The sequence below is a fragment of the uncultured Succinatimonas sp. genome (assembly GCF_905203285.1).
Taxonomy (GTDB): domain Bacteria; phylum Pseudomonadota; class Gammaproteobacteria; order Enterobacterales; family Succinivibrionaceae; genus Succinatimonas.
In genome coordinates, this window is record NZ_CAJKVK010000003.1 from 30,945 (window position 1) to 52,483 (window position 21,539).

General features: G+C 41.2%; 16 protein-coding genes. 11 read left to right on the forward strand and 5 right to left on the reverse strand.

Annotation, left to right across the window (positions count from 1 at the left end):
• The first annotated feature begins 500 nt into the window (after nucleotides 1–500).
• Genes malQ through glgX form a run of 3 tightly spaced genes read left to right on the forward strand, consistent with a single transcriptional unit; the run spans nucleotide 501 to nucleotide 7,144 of the window.
• A complete protein-coding gene (malQ, locus tag QZ019_RS00855; protein WP_295481666.1) occupies nucleotides 501–2,702 on the forward strand; it encodes a 4-alpha-glucanotransferase in 2,202 nt (733 codons plus the stop codon).
• Between the two features lie 18 nt (nucleotides 2,703–2,720).
• On the forward strand, nucleotides 2,721–4,904 hold the full coding sequence (gene glgB, locus QZ019_RS00860) for a 1,4-alpha-glucan branching protein GlgB (protein ID WP_295481669.1): 2,184 nt from the start codon (nucleotides 2,721–2,723) through the stop codon (nucleotides 4,902–4,904).
• A gap of 56 nt (nucleotides 4,905–4,960) precedes the next feature.
• Nucleotides 4,961–7,144: a glycogen debranching protein GlgX gene (gene glgX / locus QZ019_RS00865; RefSeq protein ID WP_295481671.1), complete on the forward strand. Its 2,184-nt coding sequence runs from the start codon at nucleotides 4,961–4,963 to the stop codon at nucleotides 7,142–7,144.
• 64 nt (nucleotides 7,145–7,208) lie between these two features.
• Here glgX and sppA read toward each other — a convergent pair whose 3' ends face one another.
• From sppA to QZ019_RS00885, 4 genes are read right to left on the reverse strand one after another with little or no spacing between them, the layout of a single operon-like run.
• A complete protein-coding gene (sppA, locus tag QZ019_RS00870) occupies nucleotides 7,209–9,140 on the reverse strand; it encodes a signal peptide peptidase SppA (RefSeq protein WP_295481673.1) in 1,932 nt (643 codons plus the stop codon).
• A 34-nt stretch (nucleotides 9,141–9,174) separates the two neighbouring features.
• Nucleotides 9,175–10,125 (reverse strand): SPFH domain-containing protein, encoded by a 951-nt coding sequence (locus QZ019_RS00875; protein ID WP_295481675.1) that lies wholly within the window; start codon nucleotides 10,123–10,125, stop codon nucleotides 9,175–9,177.
• 19 nt (nucleotides 10,126–10,144) lie between these two features.
• A complete protein-coding gene (locus tag QZ019_RS00880) occupies nucleotides 10,145–10,555 on the reverse strand; it encodes a hypothetical protein (RefSeq protein ID WP_295481677.1) in 411 nt (136 codons plus the stop codon).
• Between the two features lie 9 nt (nucleotides 10,556–10,564).
• Nucleotides 10,565–11,101, reverse strand: a complete 537-nt coding sequence (locus QZ019_RS00885) for a hypothetical protein (RefSeq protein ID WP_295481679.1) — start codon at nucleotides 11,099–11,101, stop codon at nucleotides 10,565–10,567.
• Nucleotides 11,102–11,705: 604 nt separating this feature from the next.
• Between QZ019_RS00885 and guaB the strand changes: the two genes are divergently transcribed.
• Nucleotides 11,706–13,175 carry an IMP dehydrogenase gene (gene guaB / locus QZ019_RS00890; RefSeq protein ID WP_295481681.1) on the forward strand — a complete coding sequence of 490 codons (1,470 nt, stop codon included), beginning with the start codon at nucleotides 11,706–11,708 and terminating at the stop codon, nucleotides 13,173–13,175.
• A 65-nt stretch (nucleotides 13,176–13,240) separates the two neighbouring features.
• The gene (guaA, locus tag QZ019_RS00895; RefSeq protein ID WP_295481703.1) at nucleotides 13,241–14,809 is read left to right on the forward strand and encodes a glutamine-hydrolyzing GMP synthase; all 1,569 of its coding nucleotides are present in this window, start codon (nucleotides 13,241–13,243) and stop codon (nucleotides 14,807–14,809) included.
• Nucleotides 14,810–14,892: 83 nt separating this feature from the next.
• Here the strand turns inward: guaA and QZ019_RS00900 are convergent, their stop codons facing one another.
• A complete protein-coding gene (locus tag QZ019_RS00900; RefSeq protein WP_295481682.1) occupies nucleotides 14,893–15,438 on the reverse strand; it encodes a helix-turn-helix transcriptional regulator in 546 nt (181 codons plus the stop codon).
• Nucleotides 15,439–15,580: 142 nt separating this feature from the next.
• Between QZ019_RS00900 and QZ019_RS00905 the strand changes: the two genes are divergently transcribed.
• From QZ019_RS00905 to QZ019_RS00930, 6 genes are all read left to right on the forward strand, one after another.
• The gene (locus QZ019_RS00905) at nucleotides 15,581–15,769 is read left to right on the forward strand and encodes an ICEBs1 excisionase (protein ID WP_295481683.1); all 189 of its coding nucleotides are present in this window, start codon (nucleotides 15,581–15,583) and stop codon (nucleotides 15,767–15,769) included.
• Between the two features lie 2 nt (nucleotides 15,770–15,771).
• Nucleotides 15,772–16,839, forward strand: a complete 1,068-nt coding sequence (locus QZ019_RS00910; protein ID WP_295481684.1) for a site-specific integrase — start codon at nucleotides 15,772–15,774, stop codon at nucleotides 16,837–16,839.
• Complete coding sequence (locus QZ019_RS00915) at nucleotides 16,820–17,137, forward strand: hypothetical protein (RefSeq protein ID WP_295481685.1); 318 nt, start codon at nucleotides 16,820–16,822, stop codon at nucleotides 17,135–17,137. The genes QZ019_RS00910 and QZ019_RS00915 overlap by 20 nt, the downstream gene beginning before the upstream one ends.
• A 61-nt stretch (nucleotides 17,138–17,198) precedes the next feature.
• Nucleotides 17,199–18,197, forward strand: a complete 999-nt coding sequence (locus tag QZ019_RS00920; protein WP_295481686.1) for an AAA family ATPase — start codon at nucleotides 17,199–17,201, stop codon at nucleotides 18,195–18,197.
• Between the two features lie 85 nt (nucleotides 18,198–18,282).
• Nucleotides 18,283–18,531, forward strand: coding sequence for a hypothetical protein (locus QZ019_RS00925; protein WP_295481687.1), 249 nt, complete (start codon nucleotides 18,283–18,285; stop codon nucleotides 18,529–18,531).
• Between the two features lie 220 nt (nucleotides 18,532–18,751).
• Nucleotides 18,752–21,532, forward strand: coding sequence for a DNA methyltransferase (locus QZ019_RS00930; protein ID WP_295481689.1), 2,781 nt, complete (start codon nucleotides 18,752–18,754; stop codon nucleotides 21,530–21,532).
• The last annotated feature ends 7 nt before the right edge of the window (nucleotides 21,533–21,539 follow it).

Here is a 21,539-nt window from a genome sequence, read left to right on the forward strand (position 1 = left end):
AGTTCTTTTTACTTAAAAATTAAGTAAAGGACGAATTGACGAGCAGTTGCCGCAAAAATAGGCGGTCGTAAATAGCTTATCACTATTTTTTCTGTCTTATTAATTAGAAAGCAAAATGTGAATGTTTATGTAAAAAATTTCTTGCCGGATCGGGTTTTATCTTGTATTAAAAATTTACGACATCTTTACTTTAAATTAGTGTGTTTTTTAAAAGGAATAGAGATGTATCGTTTTCTTTATCAAGAAAAATTCTCAAAAATTATTTAAGTCTAAAACGTAAGTTGTGTCTTAGTTATACAAATATTAATTAGACTGGTATTCTTTTACGCCGTATTTTGATATTTGTTTTTGGTTTAAAATATTTTTTATTTGAAAAATATAGGCTTAATGCTTTGTTTTGGGATATTCATTATATCTTTTTTACTGATAGACAATTAAAATCATAAAATAGAATTAATACTTAAAAAATAGAAGGCTCTTAAGATTACGAGCGAAAAAATATGATCGATTTAGAGAAACTTGCCGATCAAATGGGTATTGCCCGCGACTATATTGATTCATGCGGACAATATACCGTTATAGCTAAGGACAGCAGAATTGCGGCGTTAAGCGCGATGGGCTTTCCCGTGCATGATGAAGCCGAAATGGAAAAAGTGCTTAAAACCATGGAACTGTATCCTTTTACCGAGGTTATGGAGCCGGTTTTAGTGCTGCGCGACGGCGATAAGCCTTTTATTTATTTCTATACTCCGGCTTCTTTTGACGAAAAAGGCAAAATTTCCTGGAATTTAATGCTTGAGGACGGCACCGAATATAAAGACAGCTGTCCTTTAAGTGAAATTGAAATTGCCGACTATAAAACCGTGCAGGGGCAGGAATTTGATAAAAGACGTTTTATTCTTAAAGAAGATCTTCCATACGGATATCACCATTTTAAGGTAAAGATTTCCTGCGGCGGAAAAGCATTTAATAAGGAAATGTCCTTAATTCGGGCTCCGCTTAAGTGTTATGTACCCCGAGAAATAGCCGCTGGTAAAAAGATTTGGGGCGTAAGCACCCAGCTTTACTCTTTGCGCTCCAAGCAGAATTGGGGAATAGGTGATTTTCACGATCTTAAAGATTTACTTTTTTATGTGGCAGCAACAGGCGGGCATTTTGTCGGCTTGAATCCGCTTCATGCAGGATATCCTGCAAACCCTGATCCTGACATGGTAAGCCCTTATTCCCCATCATCGCGTTACTGGCTTAACATTATTTATATAAGAATTGAGGATATCCCCGAGTTTAATTTAAGCGCAAAGGCCAAAGAAATTGTTTATCAAAACTCTTTCCAACAGAAGCTTAGGGCTTTGCGTGATAGGGAATATGTAGATTACCGCACCGTTATCGAATTAAAGCTTAAAGTTTTAAGAACTTTATTCGATTCTCTGCGCCTTGATGACAAACGTTCGCTGCGCGGCCGCAAATTCCTTGAATTTATAGAAAAAGGCGGCTCGTCCCTTATCAATATGGCAACTTATGACGCCATGCAGGCTTCTTTATATGCAAAGGGAGTTAATGCCTGGGGCTGGAAGCTTTTTCCTAAGGAATACCGCAGCTTTGCTTCTCCCTTTGTCGATGCTTGGCGTAAAGAACACATTGATGAAGTACGTTTTTACTGCTATTTGCAGTTTATCGCCAAAGAGCAGCTTGAAGAAGCTTACGCTGTCGCTAAACAAAAAGGCATGATAGTCGGTACTTATCGCGATCTTGCCGTAGGAGTGGCTCCCGGCAGCTGCGACGTCTGGAGTGATGAGGACGGTATTTATAGAGAAAAAGCCGAAATTGGAGCGCCGCCTGATATGTTGGGGCCTCTGGGGCAATCCTGGGGACTTGCACCCATGGATCCGTACAGTTTGAAGAAAAGCGCTTATCGTAAATTCATTGCTCTGTATCAGTCCAATATGCAGTCATGCGGCGCTCTTCGCATCGATCATGCGGCAGGACTTTATCGCATGTGGTGGGTGCCGCCTGAGCATCGTCCTACCGAAGGAGCTTATGTTGCCTATCCTATCCATGATTTACTCGGTATCATCGCACTTGAGTCGCATCGCAATAAGTGCATGCTTATTGCAGAAGACTTGGGTACGATCCCCATGGAACTTCGCCATGCGTTAAAAGAGGCCGAGGCTTTCTCGTATAAATTATTTTTCGGTGAAAGATCTTTTGACGGCGGATATATCGCGCCTCAAGATTATGAAAAGCAGGCTATTTCCGCTTTGACAACTCATGATATGCCGACATTGAAGGGGTGGTGGACGCTCTCCGATTTGACTTTAGGTCAAAAACTCGGCATTTACGCACCTGCCGATGCAACCCGCCTTGCTTCTGACAGAAATAACGCTAAACAAAGAATTTTAGACAGTCTGCACGGTCTTATGTCGGTAGGAGCGGAAGTTCCTAGCCATGCTGCGGATTGTCCGATGAGCGATGCGCTTGCCTTGGGCATGCAGATTCACATGTGCCGCGGCAGCTGCGCTTTATACAGTTCCCAAATTGAAGATTGGATCGGTGTCGAAAAGCCGGTTAACGTTCCAGGAACGTTCCGTGAGTATCCGAATTGGCGGCGTAAACTCACCGCAAATTTGGATGAAATCTTTTCCGACCCTAAAGTTTTGGAGCTTACGGCAAAAATGACGCAAGCTCGTGATCATGCCAAATAATAAAATGAGGAGGCATAAATGCTTATAGATGAGTTAAACAATGCAAAACTGACAAAACCGTTTGAAGTTTTGGGCTTGCAACCCAACTACGGCGGTGCAGGCTTTGTTTTGCGCGCTTGGCTTCCCGGAGCAAAAGAAGTTGCGGTATGGTCTTTAAAAGGCGATAAAGAAATAGTAAAGCTTGACTGCACCAGCCCTGACGGCTTGTTTGAGAAAGTTTTGCCTGATGTAAAAGAGCCTTTCCACTATAAGTTTAAGGTTAAATATCCTGACGCAGCCGTAGAGATCATCGACCCGTATCAGTTCAGGGATGAGGCTTTCTACGGATTGTCCACGATGTACGAAACTCCGTCGAATATTTATAAGACTTTAGGCGCTCAGATAATTGAAGTTGAAATTGACGGAGTCAAAGTAAAAGGTACTAAATTTGCCGTTTACGCACCCTCTGCCACCTGTGTAAGTTTAATCGGCGATTTTAATTTCTGGGACGGACGCCGCCATCCGATGGCAAGAAGCCTTTTAGGCCATTGGGTATTATTCGTTCCCGGGTTGGGCGTAGGGCAGCGCTATAAGTTTGAGATAAAAGATCCGCACGGCAACCGTTTGCCGCATAAATCGGATCCGGTCGGTTTCTATCATGAGCAGTATCCGTCATTTGCCTCCATTATTTCCGATCAGACAAGCTATAAGTGGCATGATGACGCATGGATAAAATCTCAGCTTAACAATAAGCTTACTCGTCCGATTTCCATCTATGAAGTACATTTGGCGTCTTGGCGCCGTAAAGAAGACGGCTCGAGCCTTTCATACCGTGAACTTGCCGATGAGCTCGTAAAATATGTAAAAGATATGGAATATACCCATATCGAATTGCTGCCGGTTATGGAGCATCCTTTCTCGGGATCTTGGGGTTATCAGCCGACCGGTCTTTTTGCTCCGACCAGCCGTTTCGGCGGAATAGATGACTTTAAGTATTTTATTGATACCTGCCATCAGAACAATATCGGCGTAATTTTAGATTGGGTTCCCGCTCATTTTCCGACCGACGCTCACGGCTTGGCACGTTTTGACGGAACTCCGCTTTATGAGTATGAAGATCCGCGCCGCGGCTGGCATCCTGATTGGAATTCATTAATTTATGATTTCGGTCGTGATACCGTCCGCAACTTCCTTATCGCCTCCGCCTTAATCTGGCTTGATTACTATCATGTCGACGGCTTGCGCGTAGATGCAGTGGCATCAATGCTTTACTGGGATTACTCAAGAAAAGAAGGCGAATGGATCCCCAACGTCAACGGCGGCAATATCAATTATGAGGCAGTAAGCTTCCTTAAATGGTTTAATGAGGAAGTTTATAAGAAATTCCCGCAAGCCATGACTATTGCCGAAGAATCCACAGCCTTTACCGGAGTTTCCCGCCCGACTTATACCGGCGGCTTGGGATTCGGCTTTAAGTGGAATATGGGATGGATGCACGACAGTCTTGATTATATGTCGCAAGATCCGTTCTTCCGTAAGTATCATCACGGAGAAATGTCTTTCTCCATGATTTATGCTTACAACGAGAATTTCATTTTGTCCATTTCCCATGACGAAGTAACTCACGGCAAGCATTCGTTGCTCTACAAGATGCCGGGAGATGAGTGGCAGCAGGCTGCAAATATGCGCTCCTACTTAGGTTTCCAATATGCGCATCCGGGCAAGAAGCTTAATTTCATGGGCACCGAATTTGCCCAAAGCTCAGAATGGAACCATGACTCGCAGCTTGAATGGTGGCTCTTGCAGTTTGACAAGCATCGCGGAATGCAGACACTTGTTCGCGATTTGAACAAGCTTTACACAAGTGAGCCGCTGTTGTGGAAGAACGATTATGATCCTTCCGCTTTCAAATGGCTTGATGTCAACGATGCCGAGCACAGTATTTTTGCTGCGCTGCGTACGGATCCTGAAACTCATGAAGAGATCATTGCCGTATCCAATTTCACTCCGGTTCCTTATGTGGCATATCGTCTCGGAGTGCCGCGCCCCGGAGTCTACAGCATCATATTAAATACCGATGATAAGAAGTATTGGGGCAGCGGTTACAAGACCGGTCCTGAGAAACTTGCCTCATCCAATATTTCATGGCAAGGTCAATATCATTCGGTTGTGCTTGATCTCCCGCCGCTTGCAACTGTATTTATCAAGCGAGTAAGTGAGTAAAAGCCTGACAAAAACCTTCCGAGGTCCGTAAAGACCTCGGAGGTAAGTGAGGGCTTATGGCTTTAAAGCTTAAAGAAAGACAAAACTATTCAAAAGCGCTTACCTCAACGTTAGGCGCTACTCTTCTTGATGACGGATGTTTCTTTTCCGTGTGGGCACCGCTTGCCACTTCTATAATTATCCATTTTTATACTTTTGAAGAAGAGCCATTAGGATCCGTTAAGCTCGTTGAGCGCCGCGGCGGATTTTGGTTCGGTTGTATCGAAGGGGTTAAAGCGGAAGATTGCTACGCTATAGAAGCGCAGGGTGAAGAAAAACCCGAGGCCGGTCTTTATTTTAAAGCCGGGCGTTTGCTTATCGATCCTTACGCTAAAGAGTTAAACCGTCCGATTATATATAACGATAGCCTATACAAAGAAAATTCCGCGGCTTTTATTCCCAAGGCGGTTATCTTGGGAAAAGACGATTTTGATTGGGATGGGGTTAAAAAACCTGATTTGGAGCGCAACAGCGCAATTATTTATGAAGCGCATGTTAAAGGAATGACCAAACTTAATAAGGAAATACCGCCATCACTTCGCGGAACTTATTTAGGGCTGGCTCATCCTTCAACTATAGCTCATTTAAAAAGGCTTGGGATTACGGCAGTACAGCTTATGCCTATAGCCGCCTCCATGAGTGAGCCTTTTTTGGTTCAAAGAGGGCTTAGTAATTATTGGGGCTACAATCCTTTATGCTTTATGGCTCCGGATCCTCGGTATGCAACTTCAGCACGTAATGCCGTAACCGAATTTAAGACAATGGTGCGTGAGCTTCATCGTAATAAGATCGCAGTAATTTTGGATGTGGTGTACAACCATACCGCAGAGGGCGGTCTGGACGGCCCGGTCTTAAGTTATAAAGGACTTGATGCCAAACGTTATTACGCATACTCGACAAAAGAAGACGGTAGCCGCGATTTTCTGCAATATTTGAACGTCACGGGCTGCGGCAACAGCTTTAACGTTGATTCCAATATCTCATTGCGCCTGGTATCGGAAGCCATGCGTTATTGGGTTACGGAAATGCAGGTTGACGGTTTCCGCTTTGATTTGGCCGTGACGGTGGGAAGAGAGTACAGCGACAGCAGAAACTATCGCTTTACCAGGCACGCCGCTTTCTTTAAATACTGTTTTTGTGAGCAGGAAATAGATCGTTCCTTGCTTATTGCCGAGCCTTGGGATGTAGGTTGGGACGGTTATCAACTGGGCAGGTTCCCTGCAGGATGGAGTGAGCAGAACGACAAATTCCGTGACTCGGTTCGCTGCTTTTGGCGCGGAGATCCGGGACTTCTCGGTGTCTTTGCTACCCGTCTTATGGGATCGCGCGATAATTTTGCCAAACGTACCCGTTCAATTAACGCCAGTCTTAATTATGTGACTTATCATGACGGTTTCTCTCTTGAGGATTTGGTTTCATACAACTCAAAGCATAATGAACTTAATTTAGACGGCAACCGCGACGGAGCAAATGAAACTACGTCCTTTAATTTCGGGGTGGAAGGAAAGACCACGGATCCTGATATTTTAAAAAAGCGCAGGCAAATGAAACGCAATTTGCTGGCGAGCGTTTTAATTTCACAAGGAATGCCGCATATTTTGGGCGGAGATGAATTTTCCCGTACTCAGCACGGCAACAACAACGCTTATTGTCAGGATAACGATCTTACTTATACTCATTGGGATCGAACCGCGGAGAATGAGGATTTAATTGATTTTATCGGACTTTTGTGTCGGATAAGACTCAGCTCGGTAATTTTAAAAGATTTGAATCTTGATGATGATAATTTCCACTTGCGGGCCGATTCCTTCCTGGTGCGTTGGCGTAAAAGCGATGGTCATTTGATGGAAAGCGAGGATTGGAACGATCCTAAAACAAAAAGTTTCTTGCTTTATATCGGTGATAGAGATAATCAAAAGGAGCGTTGGTGCTTTATCATAAATCAGGGGGCAGGAGAAATTAACTATAAGCTTCCGTCGGTTCCTGATAACAAGATGTGGATGGCGATAGTAGACACTTCAGAAGAAAACGGTGTACCGCAGCGCTATTCAAATGCCGGCGGACTTGAATCATGGGTGGCGCCTAATTCAATAAAGGTGCTGCGTATGATTGATACCAAATACCGTGAGTTTGTGTCAGAAGGTCTTGAGTACATTCGTCATCGTAACCGCCGTGACTTTGACTATAAGTTTCGCAGGTAAATTAAAGAGATGAAAAATCCCCGAAATCGTATGAAATCGGGGATGTTTTTTTGCGTGATTAAGGTTAGAGCACGGCTTTAATCGGGCTTAATGCTATAAATTGCGTATTATCCGCCGCTCCTTTTTGTGAGTTTACTATAAGATCGATAAATCCTTTTAAAATCTCGTCGGGGATAATTCCTTCCGCTTTTGTCATGATAAAAAGTTCAAGCGGTGATATTGCCTTTTCGCCCTGCACGGCAAGATGCAGCACGCTTACATCATCAAGAGTCGAATCAATAAGTTTTGCCGCTTCATTAAGCGCGTCGTTTAGCGTTCCCAAATCATCGACAAGTCCCAAGTTCTGAGCTTCTTCACCTAAAAAGACTTGTCCTTCAGCATACGAAATGTAGTTTGCAGGACTAAGATTGCGGCTTTTAGCTACAAGATTGATGAAGTTGTCATAGGTGTGTTCAACGCTAAGGCGCATTGTTTCCTTGGTGTTTTCTGAAAGAGGATTGGCTATGCTTGCGTCGGCAAATTCATGGGTGGCAACGCCGTCTTGATATACTCCGACGTGATTTAGTAAATCATGTGCTCCCATTGCCAGGCTGAAAACACCGATAGAACCGGTCAAGGTTGAGCTGTCGGCTATGATCTTGTCGGCAGCGCTTGCCACCCAATACCCGCCGGATGCTGCAGTACCGTTCATTGAAACTATGATTTTTTTACCCTTAGCTTTAAGACGCATTAACGCTCTTCTTATTTCTTCGCTTGCCTTTACCGCACCGCCAGGACTGTTTATATACATAACCACGGCTTTAATTGTGTCGTCATCACGCACTTTATTTAAAAGCGGCAGAATATTGTCGGGGGTGAAGGCATAAACGTCATTTGAAAATCCTGAGATTTGACCGATGCCGTAAATAACGGCAATGCGCTTATCTTTAAGTTTTTCAGGAGCGCTTTTTAAGGAAAGGTACTTACGGTAATTTATCATGTTGGGCAAGGAAGTATCGTTCCTGTCCGTACCGTAGCTTTTACATAAAGATAAAAGGTAATCCTCACGGGATATGAGCTCGTCTACAAGATTGTTTTCAAGCTGCATCAACGCCGTATCGCCTTTATAAAATTCAAGTTCTTTTACATATTTGGCAGCGTCAGGCAGTACGATGCTGCGGGACAGCACTTTTCTTACGTTAAGCTCGTTTATATATTCATCCCACAAATTGGCGGCCAGATCTGCGTATTCGGCTTTTACGTCAGGCGACATATCGTTGCGGGTGTAAGGCTCGATCGCGGATTTAAAATGTCCGGCTTTAAAAATGTAGGGGGTGACTTTGAGGGTATTAAGTAAATCTTTATAGTAAAGTGAACTCATCCCGATGCCGCGTAAATTGACCTGTCCCATAGGGTCAAGCAGGATCTTGTCGCAGTGCGCGGCAATGGCAAAAGCAGACTGTGAGTATGAGTAGGCAAGAGCCGTAACTTCTTTACCGCCGTTTCTGACTTTGTCAACGGCATCGCCGATTCGTTTTGCCACGGCCAGGGTCATGGGAGATAAGTCATTAAGATCGAGAATGACAAGCTTTAAATTATTATCTTCAGCAGCAAAGTTCAGCGCTTTTTCAATTGCAACAAGCTCGTGGGTAACACTGCCCGTCAGCTGCTCGTTTACTCGGCGCTGCAGATTTGAAAAATCATCGCTTGCAAGCGGCGATTCACTGACAACGCCCTTTAAAGGCAGATAAAGAATTTGCGCGCTTTGCTCTACGGGAGTTATTTCCTCCTGTCCTGAAGCTATTGTAACCGCTTTTTCCTTAATTGTTCCTGCAAGGTTATAGGCAATTACTATAAGCGCAATTATTGCAATCATCACCAGATTGGAGATGAAGTTGCGGATAAAAGTGAGAGCGGCACCGATAAAAGACAGCACTTTAAAAAAGCAGCGGCACCAGGAAGTATGCTTTGTCGAGGAAATTTCTTTAATTTCTATTTGAGGATTAGAATTATCCATTTTTATTCCTTATCTACCCTAAAAAACTCAGCCGTTATTTTTTTATAGGTGCAGCTGCGGATGCATCGCTTTTAACGATTTTCATCGCTGAAGATATGAGAGAAGCCATATCGCCTAAGTTACTCGGCACAATCAAGGTATTGTTGGTGCGGGCAAGATTGGAGAATGCTTCTACGTATTTTTCGGCAATTTGCAGATTAACCGCGGTCATGCCGCCTTCTCCTTTTGAGGCTGCAGCGATATTACGAATGGCTTGTGCGGTAGCGTCGGCAATGGCGATGGTGGCTGCCGCCTGACCTTCGGCTTTATTGATTTCAGCCTGTTTTTCACCTTCTGATTGAGCAATTGCCGCTTCTTTGGCGCCGGTTGCAAGGTTTATCTGCTCTTGCTTGCGGCCTTCAGAGGCGGCAATAAGAGCACGTTTTTCACGCTCGGCAGTAATTTGCTGCTGCATGGCCTGCAAGATGACGGCTGGAGGCGTCAAATCTTTTATTTCATAACGCAGTACTTTTACACCCCAGTTAAGAGCGGCCTCGTCAATTGCGGCAACTACGTTGTTGTTAATGGCATCACGCTCTTCAAAAGTGCGGTCAAGTTCCATGCGGCCGATGACCGAACGCAGCGTTGTTTGGGCAAGCTGAGTGATGGCAACGATGTAATTTGATGTTCCGTAACTTGCTCTTTTAGGATCGGTTACCTGGAAAAACAATACGCCGTCAACCGACAATTGAGTATTGTCACGGGTAATGCAGACTTGAGACGGGGTATCAAGAGGGATTTCCTTTAAAGAATGACGGTAGGCAACTTTATCGATAAATGGGATGATGAAATTAAGACCCGGATTTAAAACGGTATGGAATTTACCCAGGCGTTCAATGACCCAGGCCGTTTGCTGCGGGACTACTTTAATAGATTGAATGGCAAAGATGACGGCAATGAATATTACCACTACGGATACTATAAGCGGGCCGTTTATCATGTACATGACAAGATCTCCTTTTTGATTAATTCTTTTTGGTTAATACAAGTTCGTTGCCGTCAACCTCGGCAATAATATAAATTCCGCTTTGCAGCTGCCCCTCTTTGGCACGGGCTAGCCATTTGGCGCCGCGGTAATTAACTAAGGCAGAGCCGTCACTATTGACTTTATTAACAACAACTTTGTTCCCTTCGTCAAGACGTACGTCTTCTGTCGCACTCTTTCTTTTAGTGCGCAAAAAGTAAGTACCGATTGCCCCGATACAGGTGACGATAGCAGCAACGGAGCACTGAACGGTTAATGAATAATCTAAATAACTGAATAAGGCCGCTGCAAAGAGGGCTGCGCTTACGGTAAGAAGATAGACGGTACCGATTAGCATTTCGGCACCTAAAACGGCAAATGCCCCTATGAGCCATAAAATAGTGGTAGACATTTACTCTCCTTATTTTTTCCTGCGGTTATGTTTTATGTTGTTAATAAAACCTAACAAGAAAATAAATACAAAAAGCGGAACAATAAACGCAGGCATTTTCGACACTGCGGCAATTACGCAGAAAATGACAAAACAGATAATAAGAGGTATTGAACTTTTTTTATTAAAGTTCCGACTCTTGGTTTGGGTCTTTTTGGGCCATTGTACAGGGCCTTCGGGACTTTCATACAATCCGGATGAACTTCCTTTATCAAGCGGGATATCCTTAGGATGAAGATTATCTTCTTCGCTTATATCAGTCTGTTCTTCAATATCCGTTTGTTCGTTATATGAGGTGCTGTTTTTAAATAAGTTTTCCTCACGGATTTTATTCATCGTGTTTTCATGATCGGCTTTGATTTTATCGACGCAATGCTCAAGAGGGTGGGACATGGCCTCTTTGGCAGAGTCGGCATCAAGGCTTACTTGAGAATGTTTTTTCTGCAGCTCTTCTACATAACTTACAAAGTCGCCGTCTTTAGGCCCGTTGGCTTTTTTAAAAAACATAAAAAACTCGCAAGTTGTAAAAAATATTCAACAATTTTCTTAAAGTTAATGGTAGCAGATTATCAAAAAAGATCAGCGGCTAAAATCCGTTCTTTAGGGCGGAGATCATCACAAGGAGAAGCTCAGTGTTTAATCCGGCGTTTTCTGCTGCTCAATATATTAATGGATAATAGATATTGGAGCTCCTCCGCAGGATGAAGCAAAAAATAAGACGAATTCCATAAGGCGTTACCCCACAGTTTAGTTCTAACGGTGGGATTATATCTTTTTAGATGATAATGGAAGATGTCTCCTTGAGTCTGAATACAAGCTCTTAGATGGATAATTGAGGTAGATCTAAAACTAATAATGCACTTGCTCTTTTTAACGTCAGCTTCAATAAGCTTTACATTAAATTGAGACTTTTGTTTTCAAAGATTGTTTTGAGCTTATTGATGCTTTGGGCAGTGAAAACTTTTCTTGGGTATTTTGTTTTGAGCAAGTGAAAAGGCATTTCCTCTATACCATAAAAATCACTTAAAAAATTTTGAACTTCACCAAAAATTTGCAAGATTTTGATATAATTCTCGGTTAATTTATACATTAATAAGTTAAAGGAGTCTCTATGCTGCGTATCGTTGAAGAAGCTCTTACCTTTGATGACCTCTTATTAGTTCCCGCTCATTCCACCGTTTTGCCCAATACTGCAGATTTACATACTTATTTAACATCCAATATACAGCTTAACATTCCGCTTATCTCCGCGGCAATGGATACCGTTACCGAATCCAATTTAGCCATCGCTTTAGCTCAGGAAGGCGGTATCGGTTTTATTCATAAGAATATGTCAATTGAGCGCCAGGCCGAAGAAGTGTCTCGCGTCAAGCGTTTTGAAAGCGGTATGGTAACTCATCCGGTTTCCGTTCATCCCAACGCCACTATCGCCGAAGTCCGCGATATGACGGCAAAATACGGATTTGCAGGTTTCCCGGTAATTGATGATGAGGATAATCTTTTAGGCATTATCACCGGTCGTGACGTTCGTTTCGTGACCGATCTTAAAAAGAAAGTTTGTGAGGTGATGACCCCGAAAGAGCGCCTTATCACCGTGCGTGAGAAAGCATCTCAGGAAGAAGTGATCGGCTTGATGCAAAAACACCGCATTGAGAAGGTTTTGGTTGTTGACGATACTTTCCATTTAAAGGGCATGATTACCGTTAAAGACTTTAAGAAAGCCGCCAATAAACCTAATGCCTGTAAAGATGCTTTAGGCCGTTTGCGCGTCGGTGCCGCTATCGGTGCAGGTCCCGGCAACAACGAAGCTCGTGCCAAGGCTTTGGTTGAAGCAGGGGTCGACGTTCTTTTGATTGATTCTTCTCACGGTCATAGCCAGGGTGTTTTAGATCGTATCGCCAGCATCAGAAAACAGTATCCGCAGCTGCCGATTATCGGTGGTAACGTAGCTACCGCCGAAGGCGCAATCGCCCTTGCTGAAGCAGGCTGCTCAACCGTTAAGGTCGGTATCGGACCGGGCTCAATCTGCACGACCCGTATCGTTACCGGATGCGGCGTTCCGCAGATGACTGCAGTCGCAAATGCCGTCGAGGCTTTAAAAGGTACTGATATTAAAGTTGTAGCTGACGGCGGTATCCGCTATTCAGGCGACATTGCCAAGGCCCTTGCCGCAGGTGCTCATTGCGTTATGGTCGGTTCCATGTTCGCAGGTACCGAAGAAGCTCCGGGTGAAATCGAAATTTATCAGGGCCGTTCCTTTAAGTCTTATCGCGGTATGGGTTCACTTGCTGCTATGGCTAAAGGTTCTGCCGATCGTTACTTCCAGTCTTCTGACAACGCTGCTGATAAGCTTGTTCCTGAAGGCATTGAAGGCCGCGTTGCTTATAAAGGCTCTCTGCGCGGAATTATCCATCAGCAGATGGGCGGTTTGCGCTCAGCAATGGGTTTAACCGGTTGCGCTACCATTGATGACCTGCGTACTAAGGCTAAGTTCGTACGCATTACCGGTGCAGGTATCCGTGAGTCTCATGTTCACGACGTTACCATCACCAAAGAAGCTCCTAACTATCAGAGCCACTGATTCAAATAAAAGGGCCGCTTTATAGCGGCTCTTTCCCTTTTTATCCTTTACAGATGATTGAGCCAATGAACAGCACCAATATTCATTCCGAGAAGATCTTAATTTTAGATTTCGGATCTCAAGTTACTCAATTAATCGCTCGCCGCGTACGTGAAATCGGCGTTTACTGCGAAATTATGCCGTGGGACGCCGATCTTAAGCATATGCAGGATTTTGCTCCTCAAGGCATTATTCTTTCAGGCGGTCCTGAATCAACCACTGAGGAAGGTTCTCCGCGCGCTCCTTCCTGGGTGTTTGAAGCCGGCGTTCCGGTTTTAGGTATTTGCTACGGTCTGCAGACTATGGCTGTGCAGCTTGGCGGCAAGGTTGAAGGTTCAAATCTTCGCGAGTTCGGTTATGCCGCTGTTGAAATTAAAGGCGAGTGTCCGCTTTTTGACGGTTTATCCGATCATGAAGGAAAACATGAACTTGATGTGTGGATGAGTCACGGTGATAAGGTTACAGCTATTCCTGAAGGTTTTGATGTTGTAGGTTCTACCGATACCTGTCCGTATGCCGCAGTTTATGACAAAAAACGCAACTTCTTTGGCGTACAGTTCCATCCTGAAGTAACTCATACCAAACAGGGCGGTGAATTTTTGCGTCGTTTCGTTATTGAAGTTTGCAAGTTAAACGCACTCTGGTCTCCGATGGCAATTATTGATGACGCCGTTGCTCGTATCCGCCGTGAAGTCGGTGATGCCACAGTGCTTTTAGGTTTGTCAGGCGGTGTTGATTCATCCGTTACCGCATTGCTTTTGCATAAGGCAATCGGTGATAAGCTTACTTGCGTGTTCGTTGATAACGGACTTTTACGTTTAAATGAAGGACAGCAGGTTAAAGACATGTTTGCCAACATGGGACTTAACATTGTTTATGCTGATGCTTCAGAGCGTTTCTTGAGCGCATTAAAAGGCATTTCCGATCCTGAGGCTAAGCGTAAAGCTATCGGTCATACCTTCATCGATGTCTTTGCTGATGAAGCTCGTAAGCTTAAAGGTGTTGATTTCTTGGCTCAAGGAACTATTTATCCTGACGTTATCGAATCAGCTGCCGCCAAAACCGGAAAAGCTCACGTCATTAAGTCTCATCACAATGTCGGCGGTTTGCCTGAAGATCTTAAATTCAAGCTCGTAGAGCCGCTGCGTGAACTCTTTAAAGATGAAGTTCGCCGTATCGGTGTTAAGCTCGGTCTGCCTGAGAAGATGGTGCAGCGTCACCCGTTCCCGGGACCCGGCCTTGGCGTTCGCGTTTTAGGTGAAGTTAAGCGCGAATACCTTGATTTGCTGCGTCAGGCTGATGCAATCTTCATGGAAGAACTCAATAGCTCAGGTTGGTATCAGAAAGTAAGTCAGGCCTTTACTGTATTTCTTCCGGTCCGTTCCGTAGGTGTTATGGGTGACGGTCGCCGTTATGATTATGTTGTAGCATTGCGTGCCGTTAAAACCATCGATTTTATGACCGCAAAATGGGCAGAGCTTCCTTATGAGTTGTTAGGCCGCGTATCCAATCGCATCATTAATGAAGTAAACGGCATTTCCCGCGTTGTGTATGACGTTTCAGGTAAACCGCCTGCAACTATTGAGTGGGAATAGTTATAAATTAGCCCCTAACACACTAAATTTAAAGCTGTTTTAGGGGCTTTTTTATATCTTGTGACTGCAATTTGACTACATTTTTATTTTAAAGATTTTTGCTGACTAAAAAGCTTAAGTTCAAAAGTCTCCAACTCATCATTTAATTGTAGTTTCTTTTCTTCGTCTTTTTCTTTTGTGGCTTGTTTGTATAAATAATGCCATTCACTTAAATTTCTCAAAATTTCAAGGTTGGTTATTTGCAGGTTTTGCCGGACAGTACTTGTGTCAGGATAAATAAAGTAATTTATTGCTGAATTTAATGATATTTTGATTGTTTCAGGCATTAATTTGCCATTGTCCCCATATTTTCCATCAAGGCAAAAAGCTTTTGCGTGTATGAGGGAAATAAGGAAAGCATATACATCGCCTTTGGTTTGTACTCTTAAACCAAGACTATCTGCACCGTTGATGCAAATCTCAGAAACATTAAGGCCTGCGGCTAATTCTTGTGCGTGTCTTTCAGGCTTCATCTTATTGGTTTCATATTTTTTTATTGAAACAAGATGAATGCCAGATCTTTCAGCAAGCTTATTTTGCGTGAGTTTTAATTCTTTGCGCAGCAGCTTAATGCGATCGCTTATTTCCATATAGAGCTCCTTTCTTTCTCTAATTATTTCATTTTGTAAAAATTTTTTAAAGAAATATTGACGGTAGCGAATGCGCTACCATATAATATAAACACAGTAGCGATAACGCTACTTTTAGATTAATCAAATTAAGGAGATCACTATGGACAAAAAAATATTTGTAACAGCAAAAGATGTTGCCTCAATTATGAGCATTTCTTTAGGACATGCTTACAAGCTCATCCGTACTATGAATTTAGAACTTAAAAAAGACGGCTTTATTGTTGTCGCGGGAAAGGTTCCATATAGCTTTTTTAAAAAGAAAATTTATGGTTTGGATTCAGGAGAATAGGTATGGCAAGTTTTTCTAAAGAGCCAAATGGAAAATGGCGAGTTCAATATCGATTTGTTAATTGGCAGGGACAGAATTGTGCTTCTTCAAAAAGAGGGTTTTCAACTAAGCGAGAAGCAAAAGAATGGTTTGACAATTTTGCGTTGGAAAAATCTGATGATCTAAATATGCCATTTAACTCTCTTGTTGATGCCTATTTTGAAGACATGGCGCATCGCCTTAAATTGAACACCATTATGACGAAGAGGCAAATAGTGACTACAAAAATTTTGCCGTATTTCAAAGACAAAGCAGTATGCGATATTTCTGCTGTTGATATTAGAAAATGGCAGGCTGTAATGATTGCCGAGGGTAATAGTGAAACCTATTTAAGGACTATAAACAATCAATTAAGCACTATTTTTAACTACGCGGTGCGTTTTTATGACTTAAAAGTAAATCCTTGCACAAAAGCCGGATCTATTGGGTCAAAAAATGCTGTTAGCAAAGACTTTTGGACGGTTGAAGAGTTTAAAACTTTTGCTGATGGCCTTTATGACAACTGGGATGCTTATATTGGTTTTAATTTGCTCTTTTGGACCGGGATGCGCATTGGAGAGCTTTTAGCCTTGAATGCTAAAGACTTTGATCTAAAAGCTAAGACGGTGTCTATTTCAAAATCATATCAGAGAATAAAAGGTAAGGATGTAATTACTAAACCTAAGACTCTAAACAGTACCAGGATTGTCAGTTTGCCTAACTTTTTGATTGAAGATTTAGAAGATTATTTTTCACATATTTATGAGGTAAATGATCGAGAGCGACTATTTCCATACACGAAGCACTACTTTAATTATGAGATGCAACAGGTGTGCAAACGTACAGGGGTTAAGAAAATCCGCCTTCATGATCTAAGGCATTCTCATGCTTCTCTTTTGGTAAATATGGGATTAGGGGCAAAATTAATTGCCGACCGGCTTGGGCACAAGCGAATTGAAACAACGCTTAATACTTACTCTCATTTATATAAAAGTTCGCAAGATAGTGTGATCACAACGTTGGAGGTCATAAATGCCAAAACAGAAAGCTGAGAGGTATCAAAGAAAAAGGCCGATAGTTGTTGCTTTTAGGGTATCAGCGCAAGAGCTTGCAGCCATTAAAGAACGTGTTCTTTTAAGTGGCAAAAACAAGGCAACATTCTTTTTGGATTCTTTACTTCATCAAAAGATAGAGATTACTGCCGGCAAGTTTGCAAGTGACAGGTTGTCCCTTGAAATAAAACGTCTGGCAAAGGCTCTTGAAATGAAGGATGTTAAAGATGATTTAAGAGAACTTTTACTTGAGTGTAGAGAGTTAGTCGGACAACTAATCTCTCTACTTAAAAAATAGTTATTTTGGGAAAATAACGTGGCTTCATTATAGCAAAGTGAGGCTGCGTTTAAGGATAGTTATGGAATTTTTAAACGCAAATACCAAAGTGCCGCTTAAGATCATCAACATGGAAGATGTTGCGGTTGAAGAGGTTAAATGGCTTTTATATCCGTTTATTCCTTACGGCAAAGTGACAATTGTGCAGGGAGATCCGGGAGAAGGTAAAACCACCTTACTTTTGCAAATTATTGCGCGATTAACTTTAGGGAAGAATGTTTTTGATAGCGATGAAAAATCGCAATTTGCCATTAAATCGTCAGAGCCGCAGCAGGTGATTTATCAAACAGCTGAAGACGGCTTAGGCGATACGATTAAACCAAGGCTTATAGCTGCAGGGGCAGATTGTCGTTATGTAAACGTCATTGATGAAAGCGTTATGCCTTTATCCATGCTTGATGAAAGACTTGAAGCTGCAATCGTTAAAACTAAAGCACGCTTGGTGGTTTTAGACCCAATTCAGGGTTATATCGGTTCAAATATTGATATGCATAAAGCTAATGAAATTCGACCCATCATGAAAAGAATTTCTGTTATTGCGCAAAAGTACAACAGTGCAATCGTGCTTATTGGACATATGAATAAAAACAGCTCGGGAAAATCCTCTTATCGAGGTCTTGGGTCAATTGACATCGCAGCTGCAGCACGAAGCGTTCTTTTAGTTGGGAGAATAAAAGACAAGCCTGAACTTAGAGTTGTCTGCCATGTTAAAAGCTCACTTGCGCCAGAAGGTAAATCCTTATGTTTTGAACTTAGTAAAAATGAAGGTTTTATCTGGCGCGGTGAGTGTGATATCAGTGCCGATGAACTTTTGTCATCAACAATGCGTGAAAGCAAAGTAACAAATGCTGTTGATTTTTTAGCTGAGGTTTTAGCTAATGGCCCTGTCAGCAAAACAATCATTGATGCCGAGGCAGAAGTAAAAGGTATAAAAAGCCGGACGCTGTGGAATGCCAAGCAAAAACTTAATATTTCATGCTTTAAATCAGGTAATCAATGGTATTGGGAACTTAAAAAATAATTTCATGTTCGCAAGTTCGCAACTTTGCAAAACTCTAGGATTTTGCGATCTTGCGAAGTTGCAACTTGATTTAGGAATAAACAAAATGGCAAAAGTTCTGATAGAAAAAGAATTGTTTGATTTACTGGTGCGGTTTCATGTCACCGGAGAAGAACAGGAAATCTTACATCAAGATAGAGCTCTTATAAGACAAGGGCTTGAAGAGAAGCTTCAGGCTATGAAATTGCACACCCTTTACTCGGAGTCTAAAAATTGTAAATTTAAAGAGTTAAGGGAAACAGCTAGGCAGCTCTATCTTGATGAAAAGGGAATTCACAAAGATTTTAGGTGGTAGTTTCACTTTTTGAGTTTTTACGAGAGCGTGTCACGCTCTCGTTGTGCTTTTAAGATAACAGGTTTAGCCTCAAGGCGCTTTGGTAAAAAGGGATATAAAACCCTATCCATAGTATTTTTATACTGATAAGTATTGCGTTAAAATTATTGGTAATCAGTATGAAATCAAAGCCCTATTCTATAAATTAATATCAGAAAGTTTTTTTGATTAAGGATATGTTATGGCAGATGGCACCATTATCGTTAAACTTGAGAAATTAGTAAAAAAACTAGAAAAGAAATTTGATTTTGAGGTTCTTTTTTGTGAGCTGATGACGATTTACGGAACAGCAAAGTCTTATGTAAAAGGAGCTGTTGATAATAATCGCTCATATAATCTTGCTGAAGATTTTATAGACGATTCTTTGGTACGTAGAGATATTGCTTTAAAGAAAAGAGTGTACTTTAGGTTTTTAAAAAATGATGATGACGTTGCTGATAGTATCAATCAAATAAAGGAATTGTCTGTTGTTAAAAATACTAAAAATGATATTCCTTTTATTATTGCAGCAGGTCCAACAGCCATATGTCTTTATAATCGCAGTGAAGACGATCAAATAACTATTGACTACGCAGATTTGCCGCAATTTTATACTTTTTTATTGCCGCTTACTGGTGATCATTCTAAAGTCATAATTAAATCTGAGCATGACGCTGATGTAAGAGCTTGTGTAAAGTTAACGCGTTTACTTGAAACCTTAGCTGCGCATAATCATTTACAAAAAGAAAATTTACACAGCTTAAATGAATTTATAAGAAGAGTTTTATTTTGTCTGTTTGCTGAAGATACAGGTATTTTTTCAAAGCAAGAAGATGTTTTCTCAACCACATTTGCATCTTTGACAGCAAAAGATGGTAGCGACTGTCAGCAATTTTTCTACGATTTATTTACCGTTTTAGATACTCCTGAAGATAGGCGTCAGAATTTAAAGCATATTCCACATGAAATTTTGCAATTTCCCTATGTAAATGGTGGTTTATTTAGAGAAAAATCTTTTGTGCCGCAGTTTGATGTCAAGACCAGAAGTCAGCTTATAGATTGCGGAAGATTAAAGTGGAAAGAAATATCTCCAGCCGTATTTGGTGCAATGTTCCAGAATGCAATGGATCCTGATAAACGCCGCAATATGGGAGCTCATTACACATCAGAGGAAAACATTTTAAAACTTATAAAGCCACTGTTTTTAGATGAGTTAACTGTAGAATTTGATGATATCGATAAAAACTATGTACAAGAATCAGTAAGAAAAAAGAAGTTTTTAGCGTTACAGGACAAGATTGCATCGTTAAAGTTCTTAGATCCTGCCTGCGGTTGTGGTAACTTCTTAATTGTTTCCTATCGTGAGCTAAGGCGTCTTGAAAATAAGATTTTAGAACAAGTTTTTACTGATGGTTTTCTTAATATTTCAGATGCCATTAAAGTAAATATCAATCAGTTTTACGGCATTGAGATTGAGGATTGGCCTGCTGAAATTGCACATCTTTCCATGTGGCTTATGGAGCATGTGATGAATCAGGAGACCGCTATAAAATTTGGACAGACTATTCCATCAATTCCGCTTAAAAGTTCGGCAACTATTAAACCATGGAATGCTTTAACTACGGATTGGAATGATGTGATAAAAGCAAAAGACTGTGATTACATTTTAGGTAATCCTCCTTTTGGCGGTACTACTTATACTACAGAAGAGCAAAAAAAGTGGTTAAGAGCTGTATATCCTCCAAAATACAAAGTTAATCTTGTTGATTTTGTTACAGCATGGTTTGTAAAAGCAGCAGATTTCATGTTGGTCAACAAAAAAATTAAAGCAGCTTTTGTAGCTACTAACTCTATATGTCAAAGAGTACAAGTGGCCGCGTTATGGTCTCTATTGTTTGATAAAGGTATTAGGATAAATTTTGCCTATACTTCATTTCCATGGACAAATGCAGCTACAAATGCAGCAACTGTAACGTGTATTATTGTTGGTTTTTCATATGATGAAGTTAAAAATAAATATTTATATGAAATAAATAAAGATAATTTACTTTTAGCTAAAAAAGTTAAAAATATTTCGCCTTATTTGATAGAGGATGATTCTTTAACTATTGTTAGATCAGAGAAGGATGTTATTGGTTCAAAGTTTAATTTATGCAGAGGCTCTCAGCCAACAGACGGAGGAAATTTACTTTTATCATATGAAGAAGGTCAAAATTTAATTAATTCTTCACATCCTGCCACAAAATTTCTTAAAAAATTTGTTGGCAGCGATGAATTAATAAATGGAGGGCACAGATATTGTTTGTGGTTAAAAGAAGAAAATCGTACTGAATGGGAACAAATCCCGTATATTATGGAAAAAGTTAATGCTTGCAGAAAATATAGAGAAGAATCAAAACAGTCAGGAGATGCATATAAACTAAGGAATAAACCTTGGTCTTTTAGAGAACAGCAAAATCCTAAATCAGCAATTGTTGTACCTTCAGTAAGTTCAGCAAGACGTGAATATATTCCTATAGATATAGTTAATCAGGATACAATTGTTAGTAATCTGGCTTTTTTGATTCCTGACGGTGATTATATTACTTTCTCAGTAATTGTTTCTCGCATGCATATGGTTTGGATGCGTTTAACTTCAGGAAGATTAGGTACAGGTTATAGATATTCTCGCGATTTAACTTATAACACTTTCATTTGGCCTGATTTTACAGATGAGCAAAAAGTTCAATTAAAACAAAGTGCTAAAGATATTTTAATATTTAGATTCAGCACTAAAAAATCATTGGCTGAACTTTATAACCCTGAAACAATGCCTACAGAGTTGCTTGAACTACACCAATGCAATGATGCTTTAGTAGAGTCTTGTTATAGAAATAAACCTTTTGTTTCTGATGAAGAAAGATTGTCATTTTTGCTTGGTCTTTATAATCAGAAAGTTCAAGAGTTAGAAACAAATAAGAAATCATCAAAGACTAAAAAGTAAATTTTAG